The sequence below is a fragment of the Actinomyces haliotis genome (assembly GCF_015355765.1).
Lineage (GTDB): Bacteria > Actinomycetota > Actinomycetes > Actinomycetales > Actinomycetaceae > Actinomyces > Actinomyces haliotis.
Genome location: NZ_JACWNA010000024.1, coordinates 38,896 through 60,677 on the forward strand (window position 1 = coordinate 38,896; position 21,782 = coordinate 60,677).

Annotated in this window: 18 protein-coding genes and 1 riboswitch; of the genes, 5 read left to right on the forward strand and 13 right to left on the reverse strand. The window is 73.7% G+C overall.

Annotated elements, in window-relative coordinates; genetic code table 11:
• Window positions 1-14: 14 nt before the first annotated feature.
• The 4 genes from IXW69_RS10135 to IXW69_RS10150 form a co-directional block, all read right to left on the reverse strand.
• The gene (locus tag IXW69_RS10135) at window positions 15-737 is read right to left on the reverse strand and encodes a DUF3159 domain-containing protein (protein WP_323745276.1); all 723 of its coding nucleotides are present in this window, start codon (window positions 735-737) and stop codon (window positions 15-17) included.
• Complete coding sequence (locus IXW69_RS10140; protein WP_194786226.1) at window positions 734-1,102, reverse strand: OB-fold nucleic acid binding domain-containing protein; 369 nt, start codon at window positions 1,100-1,102, stop codon at window positions 734-736. The genes IXW69_RS10135 and IXW69_RS10140 overlap by 4 nt, the downstream gene beginning before the upstream one ends.
• A 2-nt stretch (window positions 1,103-1,104) precedes the next feature.
• On the reverse strand, window positions 1,105-1,836 hold the full coding sequence (locus IXW69_RS10145; RefSeq protein ID WP_194786227.1) for a DUF3710 domain-containing protein: 732 nt from the start codon (window positions 1,834-1,836) through the stop codon (window positions 1,105-1,107).
• 113 nt (window positions 1,837-1,949) lie between these two features.
• Complete coding sequence (locus IXW69_RS10150) at window positions 1,950-2,255, reverse strand: DUF4193 domain-containing protein (protein WP_194786228.1); 306 nt, start codon at window positions 2,253-2,255, stop codon at window positions 1,950-1,952.
• Between the two features lie 290 nt (window positions 2,256-2,545).
• Here IXW69_RS10150 and sepH point away from each other — a divergent pair, with 290 nt between their 5' ends.
• The gene (gene sepH / locus IXW69_RS10155; protein ID WP_194786229.1) at window positions 2,546-3,745 is read left to right on the forward strand and encodes a septation protein SepH; all 1,200 of its coding nucleotides are present in this window, start codon (window positions 2,546-2,548) and stop codon (window positions 3,743-3,745) included.
• Window positions 3,746-3,931: 186 nt separating this feature from the next.
• Here sepH and IXW69_RS10160 read toward each other — a convergent pair whose 3' ends face one another.
• Window positions 3,932-5,269: an alkaline phosphatase family protein gene (locus IXW69_RS10160; protein WP_407646565.1), complete on the reverse strand. Its 1,338-nt coding sequence runs from the start codon at window positions 5,267-5,269 to the stop codon at window positions 3,932-3,934.
• A gap of 23 nt (window positions 5,270-5,292) precedes the next feature.
• Entirely contained in the window at window positions 5,293-5,886 is a 594-nt protein-coding gene (locus IXW69_RS10165; RefSeq protein WP_194786230.1) for a DUF5998 family protein, read from the reverse strand.
• 92 nt (window positions 5,887-5,978) lie between these two features.
• Between IXW69_RS10165 and IXW69_RS10170 the strand changes: the two genes are divergently transcribed.
• Window positions 5,979-8,516, forward strand: coding sequence for a DNA gyrase/topoisomerase IV subunit A (locus IXW69_RS10170; RefSeq protein WP_194786231.1), 2,538 nt, complete (start codon window positions 5,979-5,981; stop codon window positions 8,514-8,516).
• Between the two features lie 71 nt (window positions 8,517-8,587).
• Here IXW69_RS10170 and IXW69_RS10175 read toward each other — a convergent pair whose 3' ends face one another.
• The 3 genes from IXW69_RS10175 to IXW69_RS10185 form a co-directional block, all read right to left on the reverse strand.
• Window positions 8,588-9,721 (reverse strand): glycerate kinase, encoded by a 1,134-nt coding sequence (locus tag IXW69_RS10175; RefSeq protein ID WP_194786232.1) that lies wholly within the window; start codon window positions 9,719-9,721, stop codon window positions 8,588-8,590.
• Between the two features lie 48 nt (window positions 9,722-9,769).
• Window positions 9,770-10,828 carry a GNAT family N-acetyltransferase gene (locus IXW69_RS10180; protein WP_407646563.1) on the reverse strand — a complete coding sequence of 353 codons (1,059 nt, stop codon included), beginning with the start codon at window positions 10,826-10,828 and terminating at the stop codon, window positions 9,770-9,772.
• A gap of 116 nt (window positions 10,829-10,944) precedes the next feature.
• Entirely contained in the window at window positions 10,945-13,176 is a 2,232-nt protein-coding gene (locus IXW69_RS10185) for a DNA gyrase/topoisomerase IV subunit B (RefSeq protein WP_323745277.1), read from the reverse strand.
• Between the two features lie 183 nt (window positions 13,177-13,359).
• On the opposite strand from IXW69_RS10185, the gene IXW69_RS10190 reads away from it, so the two are divergent.
• On the forward strand, window positions 13,360-13,626 hold the full coding sequence (locus IXW69_RS10190; RefSeq protein ID WP_194786233.1) for a DUF7455 domain-containing protein: 267 nt from the start codon (window positions 13,360-13,362) through the stop codon (window positions 13,624-13,626).
• 123 nt (window positions 13,627-13,749) lie between these two features.
• On the opposite strand, the gene thiD is transcribed toward IXW69_RS10190, so the two are convergent.
• The 4 genes from thiD to IXW69_RS12090 form a co-directional block, all read right to left on the reverse strand.
• Window positions 13,750-14,577 carry a bifunctional hydroxymethylpyrimidine kinase/phosphomethylpyrimidine kinase gene (gene thiD, locus IXW69_RS10195; protein ID WP_228525277.1) on the reverse strand — a complete coding sequence of 276 codons (828 nt, stop codon included), beginning with the start codon at window positions 14,575-14,577 and terminating at the stop codon, window positions 13,750-13,752.
• Window positions 14,574-15,242 (reverse strand): thiamine phosphate synthase, encoded by a 669-nt coding sequence (gene thiE / locus IXW69_RS10200; protein WP_194786234.1) that lies wholly within the window; start codon window positions 15,240-15,242, stop codon window positions 14,574-14,576. The genes thiD and thiE overlap by 4 nt, the downstream gene beginning before the upstream one ends.
• Complete coding sequence (gene thiM, locus IXW69_RS10205; RefSeq protein WP_194786235.1) at window positions 15,239-16,066, reverse strand: hydroxyethylthiazole kinase; 828 nt, start codon at window positions 16,064-16,066, stop codon at window positions 15,239-15,241. Before thiM ends, thiE begins: the two co-directional genes overlap by 4 nt.
• Window positions 16,054-16,143: riboswitch (TPP riboswitch) on the reverse strand. Its footprint overlaps the gene before it by 13 nt.
• Before the next feature lie 92 nt (window positions 16,144-16,235).
• A complete protein-coding gene (locus tag IXW69_RS12090) occupies window positions 16,236-17,891 on the reverse strand; it encodes an RNA polymerase sigma factor (RefSeq protein WP_323745278.1) in 1,656 nt (551 codons plus the stop codon).
• A 175-nt stretch (window positions 17,892-18,066) separates the two neighbouring features.
• Here IXW69_RS12090 and IXW69_RS10215 point away from each other — a divergent pair, with 175 nt between their 5' ends.
• Together IXW69_RS10215 and pknB are read left to right on the forward strand one after the other, a co-directional pair.
• The gene (locus IXW69_RS10215; RefSeq protein WP_194786236.1) at window positions 18,067-19,254 is read left to right on the forward strand and encodes a polyprenyl synthetase family protein; all 1,188 of its coding nucleotides are present in this window, start codon (window positions 18,067-18,069) and stop codon (window positions 19,252-19,254) included.
• A 29-nt stretch (window positions 19,255-19,283) separates the two neighbouring features.
• Window positions 19,284-21,353 carry a Stk1 family PASTA domain-containing Ser/Thr kinase gene (pknB, locus tag IXW69_RS10220; protein ID WP_194786237.1) on the forward strand — a complete coding sequence of 690 codons (2,070 nt, stop codon included), beginning with the start codon at window positions 19,284-19,286 and terminating at the stop codon, window positions 21,351-21,353.
• Window positions 21,354-21,782 lie beyond the last annotated feature (429 nt).

The following is a 21,782-nucleotide window of genomic DNA, read 5'->3' on the forward strand; positions in this document are numbered from 1 at the left end:
GTCGGCGTCATCGGTCAGACGGCGTCGGCGTTCCCCCGCCTCACGAGGAGCCAGACGAACCAGCAGGTGAGGGCGAACAGCGGCAGCCCCAGGGCGAGGCGGGCGACGCCGAGGGCGGAGACCGTCGCGTCGCCGCCCAGGTAGAGCGGGAGCTCGACGACGAGGCGGAGCGCGAACATGGCCGCCAGGACGAGGGTGCCCAGGACGTAGCGCCGGCGTCGTCGCGCCTGCGCGGGGTCGGTGCGCCAGGCGGTCCAGTGCCCGGTCGGTGCGGACGACGCGTCATCCCCTCCGTCCGACTGCCCGGTCTCCCCCGCGCTCGCCTCCCACAGCCCCATGAGGACGCCCACGAGCGGCCAGCGCGCGGCGACGGAGCCGAGGCAGGCGATGAGCCAGACGACGTTGACGACGAGGCCGGTCGCGTAGAAGTTCGAGGCTCGACCCGTGCGCCACGCCCAGGCGGCCGAGACGAGAGCGAGGACCGCGCCGCCGATCACCTGGGTGAGTCCCTGCCGCTGCGCGAGGCGGGCGACGAGGGCGACGGCGCTCACGGCGAGGGAGGCCACGAGGGCGGGGACGAGCGCCGTGGGGCGCACCGCCATGACGACGACGAAGACGAGGGTCGGCAGGGCCGACTCGGCGGCGCCGCGCCACCCGCCGATCGCGGCGGAGGCGTCGAAGCGCTCGGCGCCCACGGAGGACAGACCGGTCCCGGCGGGCCGCTCGACGCGGGTCACGCGTCGGGTCCCAGGATCTCGTAGCTGGGGTCGTACATGGTGGGGCGCGTCCGGCCGGGGGCGACCATTCCCTCGGCGGCGAGGTGGGTGCCCGGGCGGACGCCGGCGATCTGCCGGCGCCCGATCCACACGAGGTCGATGGAGCCGGTGCCGTCGAAGAGCTGGCCGACGAGGACCGGCTTGTCGGAGGCCGGGCGGTAGGTGACGGCGCGCAGGACGCCGGAGACGCGGGCGCGGCGGCGCGGCTGGAGCGCGCGGATCGGGACGGTGCCGCGACGGATCGCGGACACCTCCTCGTCCTGGGCGGCGAGGTCCTCGCGGCTGGCGCGCAGCCCGTGCAGCCGACGGCGCAGGGAGTCGAGCATGCTCAGCGGACCTCGGCGATGGTCGGGCCGGGCTCGAGCGGCTCGAGCCCGGGCAGGGCCTCGGCGTCGGGGCCGGTGACGGAGCCGGGCGCGTGAAGCGGGAGGATCTCACGCGGCGGGCGGGCCTGCTGGTCGCGGACGACGACGACGCCGTTGAACACGTCGCGCAGGGTGCGCGAGGCCTCGTCGTCGACGGCGGCAGGTCCCTGGAGGACGCCGCGGAGGAACCAGCGGGGTCCGTCGACGCCGAGGAAGCGGACGGGCACGCGCTGCTGCTGGCCGTCAGGCGTCTGGACGGGGACGCGCGCGGCCACCTCGGGCCCGTGCTCGCCCTCGACGACGCTCGGCTCTGCCTTGGCGCGCTTGAGCTCGGCGACGATGTCGGCGCGCAGCTCCTCCCAGACGCCCGCAGTTCGCGGGGCGGCGAAGGCGCGCAGCTCGAGGGTCGAGCCCTCGAGGACGAGGACCACGGCGCCGGCCTCGGCCCCGGGGCGCGGGTTCTCGAGGCGCAGCTGCATGCCGTCGACCCCGGGGACCCGGATCGAGCCGAGGTCGATGAGGCGGGTGGACTCCGGGGCGGGGGCCTCGGCGAGGTCCCAGGGGCCGGAGGGCTCCGCGGGCGGCTCGGGGCGTCCGTCGTCCTCGACGGCGTCGCCGGGCTCCGAGGGGCTCACCTCCGTCCTGGCGGCGGCGTCGGTGTCATCAGCGTGGTGGTGGCGGGAGAACAGACCCATGGGGGCTCCTGGTCCGTGGACGGGCTTGCCGGCGCGGTGGCCGGACGGTGGGTGCGCGAGACCCGCGCCGGTGCGGTGCGCCTGGCGCGGGTCGGGTGCTCGTCGCTTCGGGCTCAGCCGGCGCAGTCGGTGCACACCGGCAGGCCGGTGGCGTCGTCGACGTAGGCGAGCTGGCTGCGGTGGTGCACGAGGAAGCACTCGGAGCAGGTGAACTCGTCCTCCAGCTGGGGGACGACGCGGACGCTGAGCTCCTCGCGGGACAGGTCGGCGCCGGGCAGCTCGAAGCCCTCGGCGACCTCGTTCTCGTCCTCCTCGATCGCCTCGGAGGACTGGTCCTTCTGACGGGCGGTGAGCTCCTCGATGGAGTCTGACTCAGGCTCGTCGTCGTGCTTGCGCGGTGCGTCGTAGTCAGTCGCCATGGCCTGGTCACTCTCTCTCGTCGACGGCTCTCGGTGGCTCTCAGGCGGTGGGGAGGACCGCCGGGAACGGCCACGCGCGCGCGGCGTGCGCGCACGCGGAGAAGCCGCCCCTCCGAGCAGGGCACGCGCACCATAGCACCGGGGGGACCAGGCGGAAACTCCTGCTCGGCGGCCCCCGGAACGGCTGTGGGTGAACACCTCGGCGACGCGCCCCGGCGCCGGTGGCGGGGCGGGACCTCGGGGCCACGTAGGCTGTGCCCCGTAGGTGCGAGAAGAGGAGGAACACCCCGATGATCGAGCTCGAGCTCCTGGGTGCCAACGGCGGCTCCGTCGTCATGACCGACCAGGCCGGTGAGCGGTACAGCCTCGTCATCGACGACGCCCTCCGCGCCGCCGTGCGCCGCGACCACCCGGGCTCGCTCCCCCGCCAGTCGCAGACCCCCGAGCCCGAGGCCGCACCGACGACCCCGGCCCGTCCGAAGGACCTTCAGGCCCTCATGCGCGCCGGGGCCTCCGCCGAGGAGGTCGCTGCCGCCACCGGGCAGGACGTTGAGCACGTGCGTCGCTTCGAGGGCCCTGTCCTCGCCGAGCGCGGCTGGGCCGTCGAGCAGGCGCGCCTGTGCCGCATCGGCTGGGAGAAGGACTCTCCCCTCCTCGGTGAGCTCGTCGTCGACCGTCTCGCCACGCGGGGCGTGGACCCCGAGTCCCTGGAGTGGGACGCGCTGCGCGAGGGCCGGCAGCCCTGGCAGATCCTCGTGACCTTCCTCGAGGGCGACACCGAGCACCGCGCCACGTGGACCCTCGACCTCCCGGCCCGCACCGTCGCGGCGAGGGACGACGAGGCGCGCTGGCTCACGGAGGCCGGCGCCGGCGGCCGCCGCCCCGCCGTCTTCGACCAGGACTCCGAGGCTCCGGGCGCCTCCGCCCAGGAGCGCGCGTCCTACGGCTCCGTCCCGGCCGAGGACTCCCCTGCACCCGCTCCGGAGCCCGCCGACCTGGACCACGCCGACAAGGCCCCGACCGGGACCTCCAGCGCCCCGGTCGACTCCGACACCGACGCGCTCCTCGCCGACCTCGCGTCCAACCGCGGGCGGCGGGTCGAGGTCGAGGTCCCGGAGGACGACGAGGTCGACCCCGGCTCGGCCCACGCCGCCGAGGCCGACGACGAGACGAGCCCGCACGGCCAGGCTCGCGTCTTCTCGATGCAGGAGCGCCGCCGGGCCTTCGTGGGCAACCACCCTGCGGGCTCGAAGCTCCACCAGGGCGAGGACGGCTCGTCCGGGCAGCCGGCGCCCGGTGCCCGCCCGCAGCCGGACGCGTCGCGGGCCCAGATGGACGCCCCGACCGCCGAGGTCGCGGAGGTCACCGAGCGCGGCACCCAGGGCGCCCTGCCCGAGATGCCCCCGGCGCCGAAGGCGAAGCCGAAGCGCCGTCCCCGCCGGTCAGTGCCCTCCTGGGACGAGATCGTCTTCGGCGCGAAGCCGGAGTGAGCGCCCGGCCGCGGAGATCCGCGGCCGTCGTACACCAGCTCTCACGGCTGACTGAGGCTCGCTGAGGCCGCCCCCAGGGGCGGCCTCAGTCGCGTCCGGACTGTCGCTGGCTCACAGCCCTCAGCCGTCGACGGCTCCGAGGCGCACTGGGCCCGCGCGAGCGCGCCCCTGTTCCGGACCGAGCGCTCAGGCCTGCGCGAGGAGGAGGGGGACGGTCGTCTCCGCCGGCGTGATCGAGCCGTGGACCCCGGGCATGGCGATCGCCGACTCGGAGTGGACCCGGGGGTCGACGACCACCCAGGCGCCGGCCATCGCGACGAGCACGTCGCCGAGGACGGTCATCGTGCGCGCCGACACCGGCCCCAGGAGGATCTCCGCCTCCGCCCGCGTGCCGACCCACGCGGCCCTCTCTCCGAGCTCGGCGCGCCACCGCGCGGCCACCTCCTGGGCGAGATCCGGGTCCGACCCGGGCACGTAGAGGTGGTTCATGCGCGGCTCGCCCGCGAGCCCGGCGACGTCGCGCTGGAGGCTCTCGTGGTCGGTGACGGTGACGCGGTGCTCGGCGTCCGTGTCCACCATGCCGTGATCGGCGGTGAGGATGATCCGCGTGCCGCGCGGGACGCGTCGGACCAGCTCGGCCATGGCGGCGTCGAGTCGCTCGAGCTCGCGCAGCCACTCCTGGGAGCGCCAGCCGTGGCCGTGGCCGGCGTGGTCGAGCTCGCCGACGTAGAGGTAGACGAGGGGCGCCCCACGGCGGAGGGCGCTGACCGCGAGACCGGGACGGTCCTCGAGGCGGTCGGCGGCCAGGTGCCGCGGCCCGCGGAGCCCGGCCTCGGTGAGCCCGGAGCCGGAGAAGCGGGCCGGCCCGATCGACAGGGCCGCCGGTGCGGACTGGCCGGTCGCGTCGCGTCGGAGGGCGGGGTCGTGCTCGAGGCGCTGGAAGACGGTGGGGACGTCCTGCCACGTGCGCGGGTCGGGGACGGTGCCCTCCCACGTGATGAGGCAGAGGTTGTCCTCAGCGGCGGGGACGACGCCCGTCTCCGCGGGCGGCAGCAGCGGGTTGCGCACCGAGTAGCCGACCATCCCGGTGACGCCGGGCAGGGCTCCGGTCCCGAGCGTCGTGAGCGCGGCCGCCGTCGTCGAGGGGACGCAGGTGCGCGCCGCCGGATCAGGTCCGACCGGCGTGCCGAGCAGACCCGACCCGAAGGGCTCCGCGTCCGCGAGCCATGAGCGCAGCGTGGGAGCGTGCCCACGACGCTCGCGCAGGAGCTCGAGCCCCAGGCCGTCCACGAGGACGACGACGGTGCCGCCTCCCCGGGCGGCGCCGCGCTCGGCCCGGGCGGGGTCGAGGATGCCCCAGGCGTCCGCGGCAGCACGCGCCTCGTCGTCGGTGAGGACTCCGGGGCGGCCGGGGTCCCGCAGGCGCAGGCCCGCGCTCACGGCCGCGGCGCCGAGGACCTCGCGCAGGCTCGGTGCGTCGGAGGGCTCGACGAGCGGGCGCCTCGGGCTCGACGTATCGCCGATCACGGCGCCGTTCGCTGGAACGCTCACAGGTCTGCTCCCGCAGCGCGTGCCGTGGCGGCGGACAGGGCGCGGGCGAAGGCCTCTGCGCGCTCGAGGGCCTCGTCACCCTCGACGCCGGCCGCGACGCGCACCGCGATGTCGTCGGGCATGGAGACGCCGGTGAGGCCGTGGTCGGCCTGGCACGAGGGGTCCCCGCAGGTGGCGGGCTCGAGGTCGAGACGCCGCACGGCGCCCCAGGAGATGACGATCGTCATCTCCGTGAGGCGGCCGCCGCCGGCTGCGGGCACGGCGACACCACGCGTGAGGGCCACCGAGCGGATCCGGCTCACGGCGACGGCCTCGGAGGTGGCGACGGCGGCCGGAAAGCCGTCCTCGCGGACGGCGTCGTCCACGTGGACGATGAGGAGGCGCGAGGGAGTGAGGACGAGGACCGTGAGGTGCCGGTGGACGTCGGTGTCGTCGAAGGTGGTCTCCGCCTGGACGAGGTCGCAGGACACCGCCTCCCCCGCGAGCGAGACGTCAAGGGTCCCGAGCACGAGCTCGGGGTAGTAGCCGGCGCGGGTGACCTCCTCGCGCAGGGCCTCGGGGATCCCGGTGGTCGGTGTCGTCGACGTCATGGGCGCGATCATGCCATCGCGGGCCGCCGTCGCGCCCGTCACCCCCGGGTGTCGCTCCGGGCGCAGCGGCGTCATCCCGCGAGAATGCCCGCATGCCGAAGTCCCCCACCGTGACTCCTCCCCCGACCGACGGCGAGATCGTCGAGCAGGACCTCTCGACGGAGATGCGCTCCTCCTTCCTGGAGTACGCCTACTCGGTCATCTACGCCCGGGCCCTCCCGGACGCCCGTGACGGTCTCAAGCCCGTCCAGCGCCGCATCCTGTTCCAGATGGACCGGATGGGGCTGCGTCCCGACCGCCCTCACGTGAAGTCCTCCCGCGTCGTCGGGGACGTCATGGGGCGTCTGCACCCCCACGGCGACGTCGCCATCTACGAGGCGCTCGTGCGGCAGGCCCAGCCCTTCACGATGCGGCTGCCGCTCGTCGACGGCCACGGCAACTTCGGCTCCCTCGATGACGGTCCCGCGGCCCCCCGGTACACCGAGGCGCGCCTCGCGGCCCCGGCGCTCGCCCTCACCGCGGACATCGACGAGGACACCGTCGTCTTCTCCCCCAACTACGACTACACGCTCACCGAGCCCGACGTCCTGCCGGCCGCCTTCCCGAACCTCCTCGTCAACGGCGCGACGGGGATCGCCGTCGGCATGGCGACCAACATGCCGCCCCACAACCTCGTCGAGGTCGTCGGCGCGGCCCGCCACCTCATCGAGCACCCGGACGCCACCCTCGAGGACCTCATGGCCTTCGTGCCCGGCCCGGACCTACCGGCCGGCGGCATGATCGTCGGGCTCGACGGCGTCCGCGAGGCCTACCGCACGGGCCGCGGCAAGTTCGTCACCCGGGCGACGGCGCGCATCGAGAACGTCACCGCCCGCAGGAAGGGCATCGTCGTCACCGAGCTGCCCTACATGGTCGGCCCGGAGAAGGTCATCGCCCGGATCAAGGACGCCGTCGGCTCCAAGAAGCTCCAGGGCGTCACGGACGTCCAGGACCTCACGGACCGCAAGAACGGCACGCGGCTGGTCATCTCGGTGAAGAACGGCTACAACCCGGAGGCCGTCCTCGCCCAGCTCTACAAGCACACGCCGCTCGAGGACTCCTTCGGCATCAACAACGTGTGCCTCGTCGACGGCCAGCCCCGCACGCTGGGCCTGCGCGAGCTCCTCGAGGTCTTCGTGCGCCACCGCCTCACGGTCGTGGAGCGCCGCACCCGCTATCGCCTCGGCAGGCGGCGCGAGCGCCAGCACCTGGTCGAGGGCCTCCTCATCGCGATCCTCGACATCGACGAGGTCATCCAGGTGGTCCGCTCCTCGGACGACGCCGCCACCGCGCGCACCCGCCTCATGCAGGTCTTCGATCTCTCCGAGCCGCAGGCCTCCTACATCCTTGAGCTCCAGCTGCGTCGGCTCACCAAGTTCTCGGTCATCGAGCTGGAGAAGGAGCGCGACGAGCTGGCCGCGGAGATCGAGCAGCTCGAGGCGATCCTCGCCGATGACAGGCTCCTGCGCGGCGTCGTCTCCCGCGAGCTCGCCTCCGTGGCGGAGGAGTTCGGCACTCCCCGTCGCACCGTCCTGCTGGAGGCCGCCGGCAAGGGCGCCGGTGCTCTCACCGGTGGCGTCGGCTCGCAGGCAGGTGCCGGTGCCGGAGCCTCCGCCGCGGCGCGCGCCGCGAGCGAGGCCATGATGCTCGCCGGCGCCAAGGACGTACCGCTCACTGTCCCGGACGACCCCTGCCGCGTCATGCTCTCGGCGACGGGCCTCGTGGCACGCACCCAGGGCGCGAAGCCGGTGCCGCGCACGGGGGGCCGTCAGTCGCACGACGCGCTCACGAGCCAGGTCCCGGCCACCGCGCGAGGAGCCGTGGGCGCCGTGACGGACACGGGCCGCCTCGTGCGTCTCGACGTCGTAGCCGCGCCCGAGGTGCCGCGCCTCGAGGGCTCGCCGTCCCTGGCCGGCGGCACGCCGGCACGGCTGCTCGTCGACATCGAGCCTGAGGAGAAGGTCGTCGGCCTGGTACCGCTCTCGCCCGAGGACCCGACGTCTGCGGAGCCGATCGTCCTCGTCACCGCACAGGGCGTCGTCAAGCGCGTCAAGCCCCGGGACGAGCCGCGCTCGGGAGACGCGTGGGAGGTCATCTCACTGGCTGACGGCGACCGCGTCGTCATGGCCGGGACGGCCTCGGACGCGGACATGCTGGTCCTGGTGACCTCCGACGCGCAGCTCCTGCGCTTCCCGGCCTCCAAGGTGAGGCCCCAGGGTCGCGGCGCCGCCGGCATGGCCGGCATCGCGCTGCATGACGGGGCCCGCGTCATCGCCGGCTCCGTCGTCGCCGAGGACCTGCTGGCCGAGGCCGAGGTCGTCACGGTCGCCGGCGCCCAGGGCGCTCTGCCGGGCACGGCGGGCTCGGTGAAGGTCTCCCCGCTGGACCGTTACCCGGCCAAGGGCCGCGCCACGGGCGGTGTGCGCGCGCACCGCTTCGTGCGCGGCGAGGACGAGCTCGTGCTCGCGTGGGTGGGCGTGGGGCCCCGCGCCGTCGGGTCCGGTGGTCAGGCCATCGACCTCCCGGAGCCGGACGAGCGGCGTGACGCCTCGGGATCGCCACTGCCCGGGCCCATCACGGCCATCGGCTGAGAACGGCGCGGTCCTGCGACTCGCAAGCCGCGGAGGCGGGGCCCCACGGCGCGCCGGTCGGCCGTCGCCGATCAGGCTCCCCGACCGGTCGAGTGGGTCCACAGCCTCAGGGCCGTGGCCGTCGACCGCTCCGTGTTGGAGGCCGCGTTGGCCAGCTCGGTGGCGAGGTCCTGCGACTCGCCCAGCGAGTTGGAGATGACGGCGACGACGCCCGCGTCGAGGAGGACGTCGGCGTCCGCCTTGACCCGGCCGGCGACGATGAGCGTCGGGACGCCCGCCTCCCTCGCCACGGCGGCCACGCCCGCAGGCGTCTTGCCACCGAGGGTCTGAGCATCGACGGATCCCTCGCCGGTGATGACGAGCTCAGCGCCCTTGACGGCGTCAGCCAGGCCGACCACCTCGGAGACGAGCTCGATACCGGGCTGAAGGGTCGCGTCGAGGAAGGCGAGGAGCGCGAAGCCCAGGCCCCCCGCAGCACCGGCTCCGGGCTGCGAGGCCTCCTCCTCGTGCCCCGAGGCGGCGGCCCAGCGGCCGAGGACCTCGTCGAGGTAGGCGACGTCCTCCTCGCTGGCGCCCTTCTGCGGACCGAAGACGGCGCTGGCGCCGCGCTCGCCGAGGAGCGGGTTGTCCACGTCGCAGGCGACGTCGACGTGAAGCCCAGCGAGGCGCTCGTCGAGACCCGACAGGTCGACGGAGGCCACCCGCTCGAGCTCGGCGGGAGTGGAGCCGATCGTGGCGCCGTCGGCGTCGAGTATCCGGGCCCCGAGCTCGACCAGCATGCCGGCACCGCCGTCGTTCGTTGCGGAGCCGCCGATCCCGAGCAGCAGGCGCGTGGCCCCCGCGTCGAGCGCCGCCCGGACGAGTCGGCCCACGCCGCGGGTGTCCGAGGCGCGCACGTCGCGGTCCTCGGCGGAGATGATCTCCAGCCCGGAGGCGCTCGCCATCTCGGCGACGGCGGTGCCGTCGGCGAGAGCGATCCGGGCGGTGACCGGCCGACCGAGGGCGTCGACGGCGTCGACGTCCCGCAGCTCGGCCCCGAGGGAGGCGGCGACGGCGTCGATGAAGCCCTCACCGCCGTCGGACACGGGCAGCTCGACGACGTCGGCCTCCGGGACGACGGCGCGCACGCCACGGGCCATGGCGGCGGCGGCCTCCGCCGCCGACATGGCCTGCTTGAAGGAGTCGGGAGCGATGACGATTCGCATGCCCCATCCTCACCCAGAGCCGTGCCGCGCGGCCAGCGTCCGGACGCCTCAGACGTCGAGGCCGTAGAGGACCGTGCCGCGGGTCGGCTCGTAGCCGAGGCCCTCATAGAGGCCGACGACGCCCGTCGGGTTCTCGGAGTCGACGCCCGCGCCCGCGTACTGCATCCCGGAGTCCCGGTAGGCGCGCATCGCCGTCGTCAGAAGCGCCGTCGCGACGCGGCGATGGCGGTACTCGGCGCCGACGCCGAGGATGTCGGTGTAGCCCTCCGTCCAGCCGAGGGCGTCCCAGTCCTGCTCGTAACGGCTCGAGATGAGGTACCCGGCCACACGAGAGCGATCGCCCGAGCGGTCGACGGCCACGAAGCTCCAGCCCGGCTCGAAGTAGGGTCGCCGCTCGGTCCACTCCTTGGCGGAGACCTGCTGCGACCCCCACGCGTCCGCGAAGGCGGCGTTGTGCGCTCGCCGGACGTCGTCGTCGATCTGAGGGGTCCAGGGCTCGACGGTGAGGAAGCGGTCCGTCTCGATCTCGGGGATCGCCACGTCGAGACGACGACGCACCTCCCGGTACCAGCGCCGCGGCGTGAATCCGATGCTCTCGAGGATCCCGCGCCAGGTGGTGTCGTCGTCGAGGACACCGGTGACGATGTGCGCTGCCTCGAAGGAGCCGCCGGTCACCTGGGCACGGCCCACGCGCTCAACGCCGATGAGGTGCTGGGCGCACTCGGTCTGCCAGTGGATGATGGCCGCTCCGACGCCGCGTCCCCGGTACTCCGGGTCGACGATCCCGCTCATCGAGGCGTAGATCTCCGAGGAGGGACGCAGCCGGACGATCGCGAAGGCACGCATGACGCCGTCGGCGTCGCGTCCGGCCACCCCTGAGTAGACGGGATCGGCGAAGTACTCGGCGGTCTCGACCTCGCTCGTGCGGTACGGAGGGTTGTCCACGGCCTCGGCACGCGCGATGAGCGCCGCGACCTCGGGATTGTCAGCCGGGCTCAGCGGGAGCCAGGTGAGAAGGGTCGGCAGGGCGGAGCGCGGCCCGGGCCGCAGCATCGACCAGGCGCTCGAGGCGCCGAGCCGGTGGGAGGAACCGTAGGCAGGAGCCACGTGCACCACTCTCGTCCGTCGGGAGGGTCCGCGCCTGCTCAGCCCGGACCCGTGGGGTCGATCCCGAGGCTACCCGACGTCGACGCCGCGCACGTGCCCGCCGACCGTAGCCTCGGTCAGGCGTCGATGCGCTCCCGGTCGATCTCGCGGGCGCCCTCGACGATGAAGTCGCGGCGAGGCTCCACGTGGGAGCCCATGAGGAGCTCGAAGACGTTCTCGGCCTCCGCGAGCTCGGCCTCGTCGCCCAGGGTGATCCGGCGCAGGGTGCGGTGCTCGGGCTCCATCGTCGTCTCGGCGAGCTGGTGCGCGTCCATCTCGCCCAGGCCCTTGTAGCGCTGCGGCTCCTTGAAGGTCCTCCCCTGCTTCTCGAGCCTCTTGAGGGTCGTCACGAGCTCCTCGTCGGAGTACGTGTAGATGACCTCGCGCTTCTTGCGGCCCTGGCCGCTGACCTCGATGCGGTGCAGGGGCGGCACGGCGGCGAAGACGCGCCCGGCCTCGATCATGGGGCGCATGTAGCGGAAGAAGAGGGTGAGCAGCAGCGTGCGGATGTGGGCGCCGTCGACGTCGGCGTCCGTCATGAGGATGATCTTCCCGTAGCGGGCCGCGTGGAGGTCGAAGGTGCGCCCGGAGCCCGCGCCGACGACCTGGATGATGGCGGAGCACTCGGCGTTCCCGAGCATGTCCGCCAGGGAGGCCTTCTGGACGTTGAGGATCTTGCCGCGGATCGGCAGGAGCGCCTGGAACTCGGAGTTGCGGGCGTTCTTCGCGGTGCCGAGCGCGGAGTCGCCCTCGACGATGAAGAGCTCGGAGGCGGCGACGTCGTCGGAGCGGCAGTCGGCGAGCTTGGCCGGGAGCGTGGAGGTCTCCAGGGCGGTCTTCCGGCGGGAGATCTCCTTGTGCATGCGGGCGGAGACCCGGGCTCGCATCTCACCGACGATCTTCTCCTGGAGCGCGCGGGACTGCGTCTTGAGGTCGCGCTTGGACGAGGTGAGGATCCCGGTGAGCTCCTTCTCGACGACCTTGGAGACGATCTGGCGCACGGGCGCCGTGCCGAGGACCTCCTTCGTCTGCCCCTCGAACTGCGGCTCGGGGACGCGGACGGTGACGACGGCGGTGAGCCCCGCGAGGATGTCGTCCTTCTCAATCCTCCCGTCCTTCGCGGTGACCTTGAGGGCGCGGGCGTTGGAGTCGATCTGCTTGCGCAGGACCTTGGTGACGGCCTGCTCGAAGCCGGTGAGGTGCGTGCCGCCCATCGGGGTGGCGATGATGTTGACGAAGGAGCGCTCGGTCGTCTCGTAGCCGATGCCCCAGCGCAGCGCGACGTCGACGGTGCAGGTGCGCTCGACCTCGACGGGACGCAGGTGACCGGTCTTGCGGTCGAGCTGCTGGACGGTCTCCGTGTAGGCCCCCTCGCCGGTGAGCCGGAAGGTGTCGGTGACGGATCCGTCGGTGGCGAGGAAGTCGACGAAGTCGGCGGTGCCGCCGTCGGCGCGGAAGAGCTCGGCGCCGTCCTTGTCCCCCGTGTCGAGGAGGTCGCCGGATCCCTCGGTGGCGTTCTTGGCACTGGCCCGCAGGGCCGGGTCGTCCGTGGGGGCCGTCGAGTCCGTCGCGGGGGTGGCCTCCGCGCGGGCCGCGACCTCCTCGGGGCGCTCGTCGGTGAGGGTGAGGGTGAGGCCGGGGACGAGGAAGCTCGTCTGGCGCAGCCGGGCGCGCAGCGCCGCGGCGTCGTACTCGGCGGGCTTGGGGAAGATCTGGGGGTCGGCCCAGTAGCGCACGCGCGTGCCGGTGACACCGCGCTTGACCTTGCCGATGACACGCAGCTCGGTGGCCTCGGTGAACTCCTCGAAGGGCGAGTCGGGGCTGGGACCGGACTTCGGGTCGGTGAAGACCCCGGGAACGCCCCGTCGGAAGCTCATGGCGTAGGTCTTGCCCCCGCGGTCGACCTCGACGTCCATGCGCGCGGACAGGGCGTTGACGACGCTCGCGCCGACGCCGTGGAGGCCGCCGGCGGCGCCGTAGGAGCCGCCGCCGAACTTCCCGCCGGCGTGGAGCTTGGTGTAGACGAGCTCGACGCCGGTGAGGCCGGAGCCGGGCTCGATGTCGACGGGGACGCCGCGGCCGGTGTCGCGGACCTCGACGGAGCCGTCCTCGTGGACCGTCACCGCGATGGAGTCGCCGTATCCCTCGAGGGCCTCGTCGACGCCGTTGTCGATGATCTCCCAGACGCAGTGCATGAGGCCCCGCTGGTCGGTGGAGCCGATGTACATGCCGGGACGCTTGCGGACCGCCTCGAGCCCCTCAAGGACGGAGAGGTGTCGGGCGTTGTAGGAGCTCGAGGAATCTGGCACGGCGGCAACCTAGCGGATCGGCGGTGCGGCGCGGATCCTCCCGCGCCGCAGGGTCCGTGTGGGCTTCGTATCCGCCCTCCCCGCCTGCCTTCCCCGTTTCGCCTCCGGCGCAGACCGTGCGCCCCAGGCGGAAACGACCCGAATGTGATCGTCCCGTGTCATGAGGGGTGGTGGAGTAGCCACATGAGCCAGACAAGCATCCCCGCCGTCACCGAGCAGGCGGCCGCACCGGCCGACTCGGCCGCACCCGCTGCGGGCTCCTCCTCCGAGCGCCCGCTCACCACCGCCGACCGCTGCGACGCCTGCGGCGCCCAGGCCTACGTCCGCGTCGTGCTCGCCTCTGGCGAGCTCCTCTTCTGCGCCCACCACGGCCGCGCCAACATGGCCGCGCTCGAGTCGCAGGCGCTCTTCATCCAGGACGAGTCGGCTCGCCTCGTCTCGGAGGACTGAGCACCGCGCCCCTTCCCCATCCGTGCACGAGGACGGCGCCGCGCCGGGCCATGAGCCCGCCGCGGCGCCGTTCGTCGTCCCTTCTCGGGCGAGGGCCGGGTGGGGACCGTCCGGTCCCGCCGGTCAGCTCTGCCGGGGATCCCCCGGCTGCTCGTCCAGGTGCTGGTCCCACAGGGCGTGGAAGTGGTGGACCGGACCGTGGCCGTGCCCGACTGCTAGCTCATCCGCGTGCGCGATGGCGCTGGCGAGGTAGGTCTTGGCGTCCCGCACCGCCTCGAGCCAGACGGCCCGGCGCGGCCGGAGAGCCGCGATCGCGGAGGACAGGGTGCAGCCGGTGCCGTGAGTGTTCCGGGTCTCGGTGCGCGGCGCCGTGAGGAGCTCGACGCCGTCGGCGTCGGCGTAGACGTCCGTCGCCTCACCCGCGAGGTGACCGCCCTTGAGCAGGGCCCGGGGGATCCCGAGGTCGAGCAGGGCACGTGCCTGGTCGACCATGCCGTCGACGTCGACCGCCTCCGCCTCGTCCAGCAGGACGGCGGCCTCGGGCATGTTGGGCGTGATGAGGTCCGCACGCGTGCACAGCTCGCGCAAAGCCTGGACGGCCTCCTCCTCGAGCAGACGGTCACCGGAGGTGGCCACCATGACGGGGTCCAGGACCGTGCTCCCGAGCCGCGGGAGGTACTCGCTGACTACGCCGATGAGTCCGGTGGTGGAGAGCATCCCGATCTTGGTCGCGTCCGGGGCGACATCGTCCAGGAGCGTGTCGAGCTGCGCGCGGACGAAGTCCTCCGGCACGTTGAGCACGCCGGTGACGCCGGTCGTCGACTGGGCGGTGAGCGCGGTGACGACACTCATCCCGTAGGCGCCGAGCGCGCTCATGGACTTGAGGTCCGCCTGCAGCCCGGCCCCTCCTGAGGGGTCCGAGCCGGCGATCGTGAGGACGCGGGGGATCATGCGCGGGCTCCTTCGTCCCAGGCGGCACGCAGGGTGCGCGTCGCAGCGGCCGGGTTCTCCGCGAGGCAGATCGCGGAGACGACGGCGGTTCCGGCCAGGCCGCCGGCGGCGAGCTCAGGGAGGTCTCGCGCCGTGATGCCGCCGATGGCGACGGCCGGCAGACAGGTGCGGGCGGCGAGGGCGGCGACGCCGTCCGTGCCCAGGCCCGTGGGCGCGTCCGTCTTGGTGGCGGTGGCCCGGATCGTGCCGATGCCGAGGTGGTCGCAGGCGCCCTCGGCCTCCGCGGCGGCGACCTCCTCGGGCGTCGACGCGGACAGGCCGAGGTAGGCGCCGTCGCCGATGAGGCGCCGGACGACGACGGCGGGCAGGTCCCTCTGCCCGACGTGGACGCCGGCGACGCGGGAGCCGAGCGCGCGGGCCGCGAGGAAGACGTCGACGCGGTCGTTGACGAGGACGGGGACCCGTTCCCCGACCGCGGCGCAGACGTCGAGGACCTCCTGCAGGAAGGCCGCTCCGTCGGTGTCCTTCGCGCGCAGCTGCACGCAGGTGACGCCGGCGTCGACGGCCTCGGTCACGGTCTCGAGGACCGTGCGGCCGCGCGCGGCGCACTGGGCGGCGTCGGTGACGAGGTAGAGGCGCAGGTCCGGGGCGGGCCGCGGCGTCACCGGTCCTCCTCCGTCACGGGTGTCGAGGCGACGGCGTCACGGCCGAGCCCGGCGAGCGCGTCGAGGAGCGCCGGCTGGAAGGAGCCGGGGCCCTCGCTGCGGGCCGCGGCCCGCTCGGCGGCGGCCGAGTAGAAGGCGTGGCAGGCGACGACGGCGTCGAGGTCGGACACCGGCGCCGCTCCCCCGGTGCGAGCCGCGGCGACGAAGGCTCCGATGAGGGCACCGAGGGCGCAGCCTCCGCCGGTCATGCGGGTGAGCATCGCCGAGCCGCCGCCGACGCGCACGGTCCGGGTGCCGTCCGTGATGAGGTCGACGGGTCCGGACACGGCGACGACGCCGCCGGTCCGGGCGGCAACGGCGTGGGCGGCCTCGCGCGCACCGTCGACGTCGTCGGAGGTCTCGGGGCCGCGGCCTCCCCCTCCGAGCCCCGCCAGCGCGATGATCTCCGAGGCGTTGCCCCGCACGACGTCGGGGCTCATGCCCAGCAGGCGGTGGGCGAGTGCGGTGCGGTGAGTGAGGGCGCCGATCGCGACCGGGTCGAGGACCCAGGGCGTCCCGGCCTTCTTCGCGGCCTGCGCCGCCTCGAGGTCGGCGAGACGCTGCTCGGGCTGGGGCGTGCCGAGATTGATGAGCACGGCGGAGGCGACGGCGGCGAAGGGACCGGCCTCATCGGTGATGTCGACCATGGCGGGCGCGGCTCCGGCGGAGAGCAGCACGTTGGCCGTCACGTTGGTGACGACGGAGTTGGTGAGGCACTGGACCAGGGGCGGCGCTGCTCGCAGCGTCTCCAGGACCTCGGAGCGGACGGCGTACGGCACACCCATGACATTCCCTTCGTCAGCATGACCTGAACAGGTTCGACGGGTGTTCTCTCAGCCTCGCGGCACCCCGTGTCAGGGCACAGGCTACCCCGGAACCGGCAGCCGGGCGGGTGAGAGCGCAGGAGCCCCGCCGACCACGGGGGTCGGCGGGGCCTCGTGCGCGTCGAAGCGCTCAGTCCAGGTAGTCGCGCAGGACCTGGCTGCGCGAGGGATGGCGCAGCTTCGACATGGTCTTCGACTCGATCTGGCGGATGCGCTCACGCGTCACCCCGTAGACCTTGCCGATCTCGTCGAGGGTCTTGGGCTGGCCGTCGGTGAGGCCGAAGCGCATCGAGACGACGCCCGCCTCGCGCTCGGAGAGCGTGTCGAGGACCGCGTGGAGCTGCTCCTGCAGGAGCGTGAAGCTGACCGCGTCCGCGGGGACGACGGCCTCGGAGTCCTCGATGAGGTCGCCGAACTCGCTGTCGCCGTCCTCGCCGAGCGGGGTGTGCAGGGAGATGGGCTCGCGGCCGTACTTCTGGACCTCGACGACCTTCTCGGGCGTCATGTCCAGCTCCACGGCGAGCTCCTCGGGCGTGGGCTCACGGCCCAGGTCCTGAAGCATCTGGCGCTGCACGCGGGCGAGCTTGTTGATGACCTCGACCATGTGGACGGGGATGCGGATCGTCCGGGCCTGGTCGGCCATGGCACGGGTGATGGCCTGGCGGATCCACCACGTCGCGTAGGTCGAGAACTTGTAGCCCTTGGTGTAGTCGAACTTCTCGACGGCGCGGATGAGACCGAGGTTGCCCTCCTGGATGAGGTCCAGGAAGAGCATGCCACGGCCGGTGTAGCGCTTGGCGAGGGAGACGACGAGTCGGAGGTTGGCCTCGAGCAGGTGGTTCTTGGCGCGCTGGCCGTCGTTGGCGATCCAGTGCAGCTCGCGGCGGTACTTGGCCTCGAGGTCGTTGCCCTCGGTGGCCAGGAGGTGCTCGGCGTAGAGGCCGGCCTCGATGCGCTTGGCGAGCTCAACCTCCTGGGCGGCGTTGAGGAGCGCGACCTTGCCGATCTGCTTGAGGTAGTCCTTGACGGGGTCCGCGGTGGCGCCGGCGGTGACGACCTTCTGCGCGGGCTCGTCGCCCTCGTCGGAGTCGGAGACCGTGTACGAGCCGTCCTTGGACTTCTCGCTGTTCTTGGACCGCTTCGACTTCTTGCCGGCGGCCTTCTTGGCCTCCTCGCGGCGCATGCGGTCCAGCTCGCCGGTGAGGGCGGCGATCGAGGGCTGCATCTTGATGCCCTTGATGACCCATCCGCGGAAGATGTAGCCGTTCTGGGTGAGGAAGTCGCGGGCGACCATCGGGGCGGAGTCCCCGACGACGAAGCGCGGCACCGGGCCGTGGCCGTACGGGGCCAGGGTGATCGGGTCCTCGAGCGTGCCGTTGCCGGCGATCGGGAGGTTCTCGATGGTGGTGCGCGAGCGCACGTAGAGCGTGGCGCCGGGGGCGAGCTTGACGTCCTTGAAGGAGGTGGGCGTGTTGAAGGGGGCCCGCTTGGAGCCGTCGCCGTTCTCCTCGAGGGTCACGTCCAGGTAGTAGTCGCGCAGCTCGGGCGCAGGGCCGTCCTCCTCGTCGGGCTCGCCGTCCTGCGACCCGTCGTCGGACTCATCGTCGGCGTCGTCCTCGGAGCCCTCGTCCGACTCGTCATCGTCATCCGAGTCGTCATCGGGCTCGTCGTCCAGGTCGACCTCCTCGTCCTCCTCCTCGAGGTCGACGTCGTCGACCTCCTCGGGGGTGTCATCGACGTCGTCGGCGCGCTGGGCGCGCTTCCGCGAAGCGGTGCTGGTGGCCACGGAGTTCCTTTCACGTGGGAGGGCGGTTCAGGTGGCGGACCCGCGCCTCCCGGGCGCAGGTCACCACCGACGCTGCAGGCAACCGTGCCATTGTAGCGTTTATTCCCACCGGCACCCGTCGGCACCGGGGCGGGTGGGGCGCACCCGGGCCGTCCCCGCTCGGTACCCTGGCCGCATGAGTGACCTGCCCCGGACGATGACGCTCGTGCGCACCGCCGTCTCGGCGAGCCTCGACGAGGTCCTCGCCGAGCGCCGCACCGCCCTCGTCGGCGTCGGGGGCGCCGCCGACCTCCTGGACGCCGCCACCACCCTGCTCTCCGGCGGCAAGCGCATGCGCGCCGTCCTCGCCGCTACCGGCCTCGCCCTCGCCGTCGAGGACCCCGCCGAGCGCGAGGAGGTCATCGCCGGCCCCACCGCCGCACGCCTCGGGGCCGCCCTCGAGCTCTACCAGGCCAGCGCCCTCGCCCACGACGACGTCATCGACGCCGCCGAGACCCGTCGCGGTCTGCCCGCCGCTCACCGCGCCATGGCCTCCCTCCACGCCGGGCGGGGCTGGCGTGGCTCCTCCTCCGACTTCGGCTCCAGCGCCGCGATCCTCCTGGGCGACCTGCTCCTCTCCGCCGCGGGCCGCGAGGCAGGATCCGCCCTCGCCGCCAGCGGCGCCGATCCCGCCGCCCGCGTCGCCGCCCGCGAGGCCTTCGACGCCATGACCGAGGAGGTCGCCGTCGGCCAGTTCCTCGACCTGCGCGGCGAGGCCCTTCCGCTGCCCGCACCGGGCGAGGACGCGACGGCGGCCGCGGCCCTCATGCGCGACCAGGCCCTCGAGGTCGTGCTGCGGAAGTCCGCGCGGTACTCCGTCGCGAGTCCCCTGCTCATCGGGGCGCTCCTCGCCGGCCTCTCCCCCGCCTCGGCCGAGCACGCGCAGCTCACCCGCTTCGGCGAGGAGGTCGGGATCGCCTTCCAGCTGCGCGACGACGTCCTCGGCGTCGTCGGCGACCCCGCGACGACGGGGAAGCCGGCCGGCGACGACCTGCGCGAGGGCAAGCGGACCGTCCTCCTCGCCACCGTCTGGGGCCGCACCGACGAGGCTGGCCGAGGGCTCCTGCGCGAGGTCCTCACCCACCGCGGGGCACCGGCTGCGCAGGTCTCTGAGGCCGTCGAGCTCGTCCGCTCCTGCGGCGCCCTCGAAGACCACGAGCGCGAGATCGCGGCGCACGTGGCACGGGCGCGCAAGGCCCTCGCCGCCCTCGGCGAGCCGGCCTCGCGGCCAGGGGCGTCCGACGTCGGGGGCGTCCGGCCCTCACGCGCGACCCTCGACCTCCTGTCCGACGTCGCGGAGGCGCTCACGACCCGCTCCGCGTGATCGGCGTGGTGGGCCCGTAGACTCCGGACGTGGTCACGGATCCGAACCTCGGACGCCTGGTCGACTCTCGCTACGAGATCGTCGACCGGGTCGCGCGCGGCGGGATGGCCACCGTCTACCGCGCCCGGGACCGCAGGCTCGACCGTGTCGTCGCGCTCAAGCTCATGCACCCGCACCTGGCCGACTCCCCCGACTTCGTGGCCCGCTTCCGCCGGGAGGCCCGCGCCGCAGCGCGCCTGTCCAACCCCGGCGTCGTCGCCGTCTACGACCAGGGCAGCCTCGACGGGATCGCCTACCTCGTCATGGAGCTCGTCGAGGGTCCCAACCTCCGCGACCTCATCGCCGCCGGCCCGCTCAGCGTCCGTGAGGCCCTCGGCCTCGTCGCGCAGGTCCTCGGTCCCCTCGGCGCCGCGCACCGCGCCGGCCTCGTCCACCGCGACGTCAAGCCCGAGAACGTCCTCCTGCCGGCCGACGGCTCCGCCGCCAAGGTCGCCGACTTCGGGCTCGCGCGGGCCGTCACCGAGGCGACGCAGACGAGCACCGGGAACGTGCTCGGCACGGTCGCCTACCTCGCGCCCGAGCTCATCACCCACGGCGCCTCCGGGCCGCGGGCGGACGTCTTCAGCGTCGGCGTCATCCTCTACGAGCTCCTCACCGGGGAGCAGCCCTTCTCCGCCGAGGCGCCGATCCAGATCGCCTTCCGCAACGTCCACGACGACGTTCCCGCCCCGTCGACGCTCGTCTTCGACCTCGCGCCGCAGGTGGATGAGCTCGTCCGCGCGATGACGGAGCGGGATCCCGAGCACCGCCTGGCAGACGCGGACGCGGCGCTGGCGTGGCTCCGCTCGACCGTCGCGGCGCTCACGCCGGCCGAGCTGCGCGTGCGCCGCGGGGGCGGCACCGGTGACGGCCGCACCCAGGACGCGCTCATCGCCAACGCGGCCTCCGCCCGGGCGGCGCTGCGGGACGGCACCCTGGGCGAGGACCCCGACGCGACGCCCGCGGCGGGCACGCGCACCGTCTCCCTGCCGGTCGGCTCCTTCGCGTCCCGAGCCGGGACCGGCGCCGGGACGGTCCGCTCCGCCACGTCGAGCACCACGACGAGGGTCCCCGGAGCCCGCAGAGAGGCTCTGCCTCCCGCGCGCACCGCCGACCCGCAGGCCACCACCGCGGTCCCCGTGCGCCGTCCCGGTGCCCGGAGGGGGCCGCGCCGCCGTACCGTCCTCGCGACCGGGGCGCTCGCCCTGCTCGGGACCGGAGGAGCCTGCGCCTGGTACCTCACCCAGGGGCCGGGTCGACGCGTGGCCGTCCCCGACGTGGCGGGCCGTGCGCAGGAGGAGGCGCGCAGCGCCGTCGAGGCGGCCGGCCTCACCTGGGGCTCTCCCAGTGAGAGCTACTCCGACACCGTCCCGGCCGGCACCGTCATCTCGACGCGCCCGTCCGCGTCGGATCGGCTGCGGGTATCCGGAACGGTCACGGCCGTCGTCTCGCTCGGCGTCGAGCAGAAGACCGTCCCGGACACGGTCGGTCAGACCCAGGACGCCGCCACCGGAGCGATCGAGAGCGCCGGTCTCGCCGTCGGCGCCGTCACCCAGTCATGGTCCGCGACCGTCCCGGAGGGACGGGTCATCTTCTCGGACCCGGTCGCCGGTACCACCCTGGACCACGGCAGCGCCGTCAGCCTCGAGGTCTCCAAGGGGCGGGAGCCCGCTACCGTTCCCGACCTCGCCGGGATGACGCAGGACGACGCCGAGACCGCCGTCGCGGCCGCCGGACTGGTGCTCGGCGACGTGAGCGAGGAGTTCAGCGACGACGTCGAGCGCGGCGCCGTCATCTCCTCCGACCCGTCCTCCGGCGCCGACGACGTGCACGTCGGGGACGCCGTCGCCCTCGTCGTCTCCAGGGGGCCGGAGATGGTGACCGTGCCGGACGTCACCGGCAAGCAGGAGTCCGAGGCCCGGAAGGCCCTCGAGGACCTCGGGCTCGCCGTCACCGTCTCCGACGTCATGGGCGGTCTGTTCGGCACGGCTCACTCCACCGATCCCGCGGCCGGGGAGAAGGTACGTGGCGGCTCCGAGGTGACGCTCTACATCGTCTGACGGCGGGGTCTCCCGGTGGGGCCCGGGCCGCGACGAGGAACGGGCCGGCAGGGCGCGCGGCCCCGCCGGCCCGTCACCGCCCGTTACCTTGTTGGTGGTTGCCGGCGAGGGATGCCGGTGGCCGGGCCAGCGGTGGTCGGCATGATGTCTTGCCCCTGTCTTCACAATGATCCGGGGGGTGTTGTCACCGGCCGCCGCAGGGCTGCTGGTTCACCGCTGATCAGGGGAACGGACCGAGACTCGAGTCCTTTCGTAACGTGGGTGCGGGACCAGCCGCTCGAGGCTGGCCCCGTGTCCTGCGAGACGAAGGAGCACCGCGATGCGCACCGACGAGATCGATGTGTTCATCGGAATCGATGTCGGCAAGTCCGACCACTGGGCCACCGCCCTGAACAGGGACGGCAAGCGCCTGTTCGACAAGGCCCTGCC

Coding starts and splice junctions, on each gene's coding strand:
- IXW69_RS10140 (WP_194786226.1), bottom strand. CDS start 1,102: ATGCTCGACTCCCTGCGCCGTCGGCTGCACGGGCTGCGCGCCAGCCGC.
- IXW69_RS10145 (WP_194786227.1), bottom strand. CDS start 1,836: ATGGGTCTGTTCTCCCGCCACCACCACGCTGATGACACCGACGCCGCC.
- IXW69_RS10150 (WP_194786228.1), bottom strand. CDS start 2,255: ATGGCGACTGACTACGACGCACCGCGCAAGCACGACGACGAGCCTGAG.
- sepH (WP_194786229.1), top strand. CDS start 2,546: ATGATCGAGCTCGAGCTCCTGGGTGCCAACGGCGGCTCCGTCGTCATG.
- IXW69_RS10165 (WP_194786230.1), bottom strand. CDS start 5,886: ATGACGTCGACGACACCGACCACCGGGATCCCCGAGGCCCTGCGCGAG.
- IXW69_RS10170 (WP_194786231.1), top strand. CDS start 5,979: ATGCCGAAGTCCCCCACCGTGACTCCTCCCCCGACCGACGGCGAGATC.
- IXW69_RS10175 (WP_194786232.1), bottom strand. CDS start 9,721: ATGCGAATCGTCATCGCTCCCGACTCCTTCAAGCAGGCCATGTCGGCG.
- IXW69_RS10190 (WP_194786233.1), top strand. CDS start 13,360: ATGAGCCAGACAAGCATCCCCGCCGTCACCGAGCAGGCGGCCGCACCG.
- thiD (WP_228525277.1), bottom strand. CDS start 14,577: ATGATCCCCCGCGTCCTCACGATCGCCGGCTCGGACCCCTCAGGAGGG.
- thiM (WP_194786235.1), bottom strand. CDS start 16,066: ATGGGTGTGCCGTACGCCGTCCGCTCCGAGGTCCTGGAGACGCTGCGA.
- IXW69_RS10215 (WP_194786236.1), top strand. CDS start 18,067: ATGAGTGACCTGCCCCGGACGATGACGCTCGTGCGCACCGCCGTCTCG.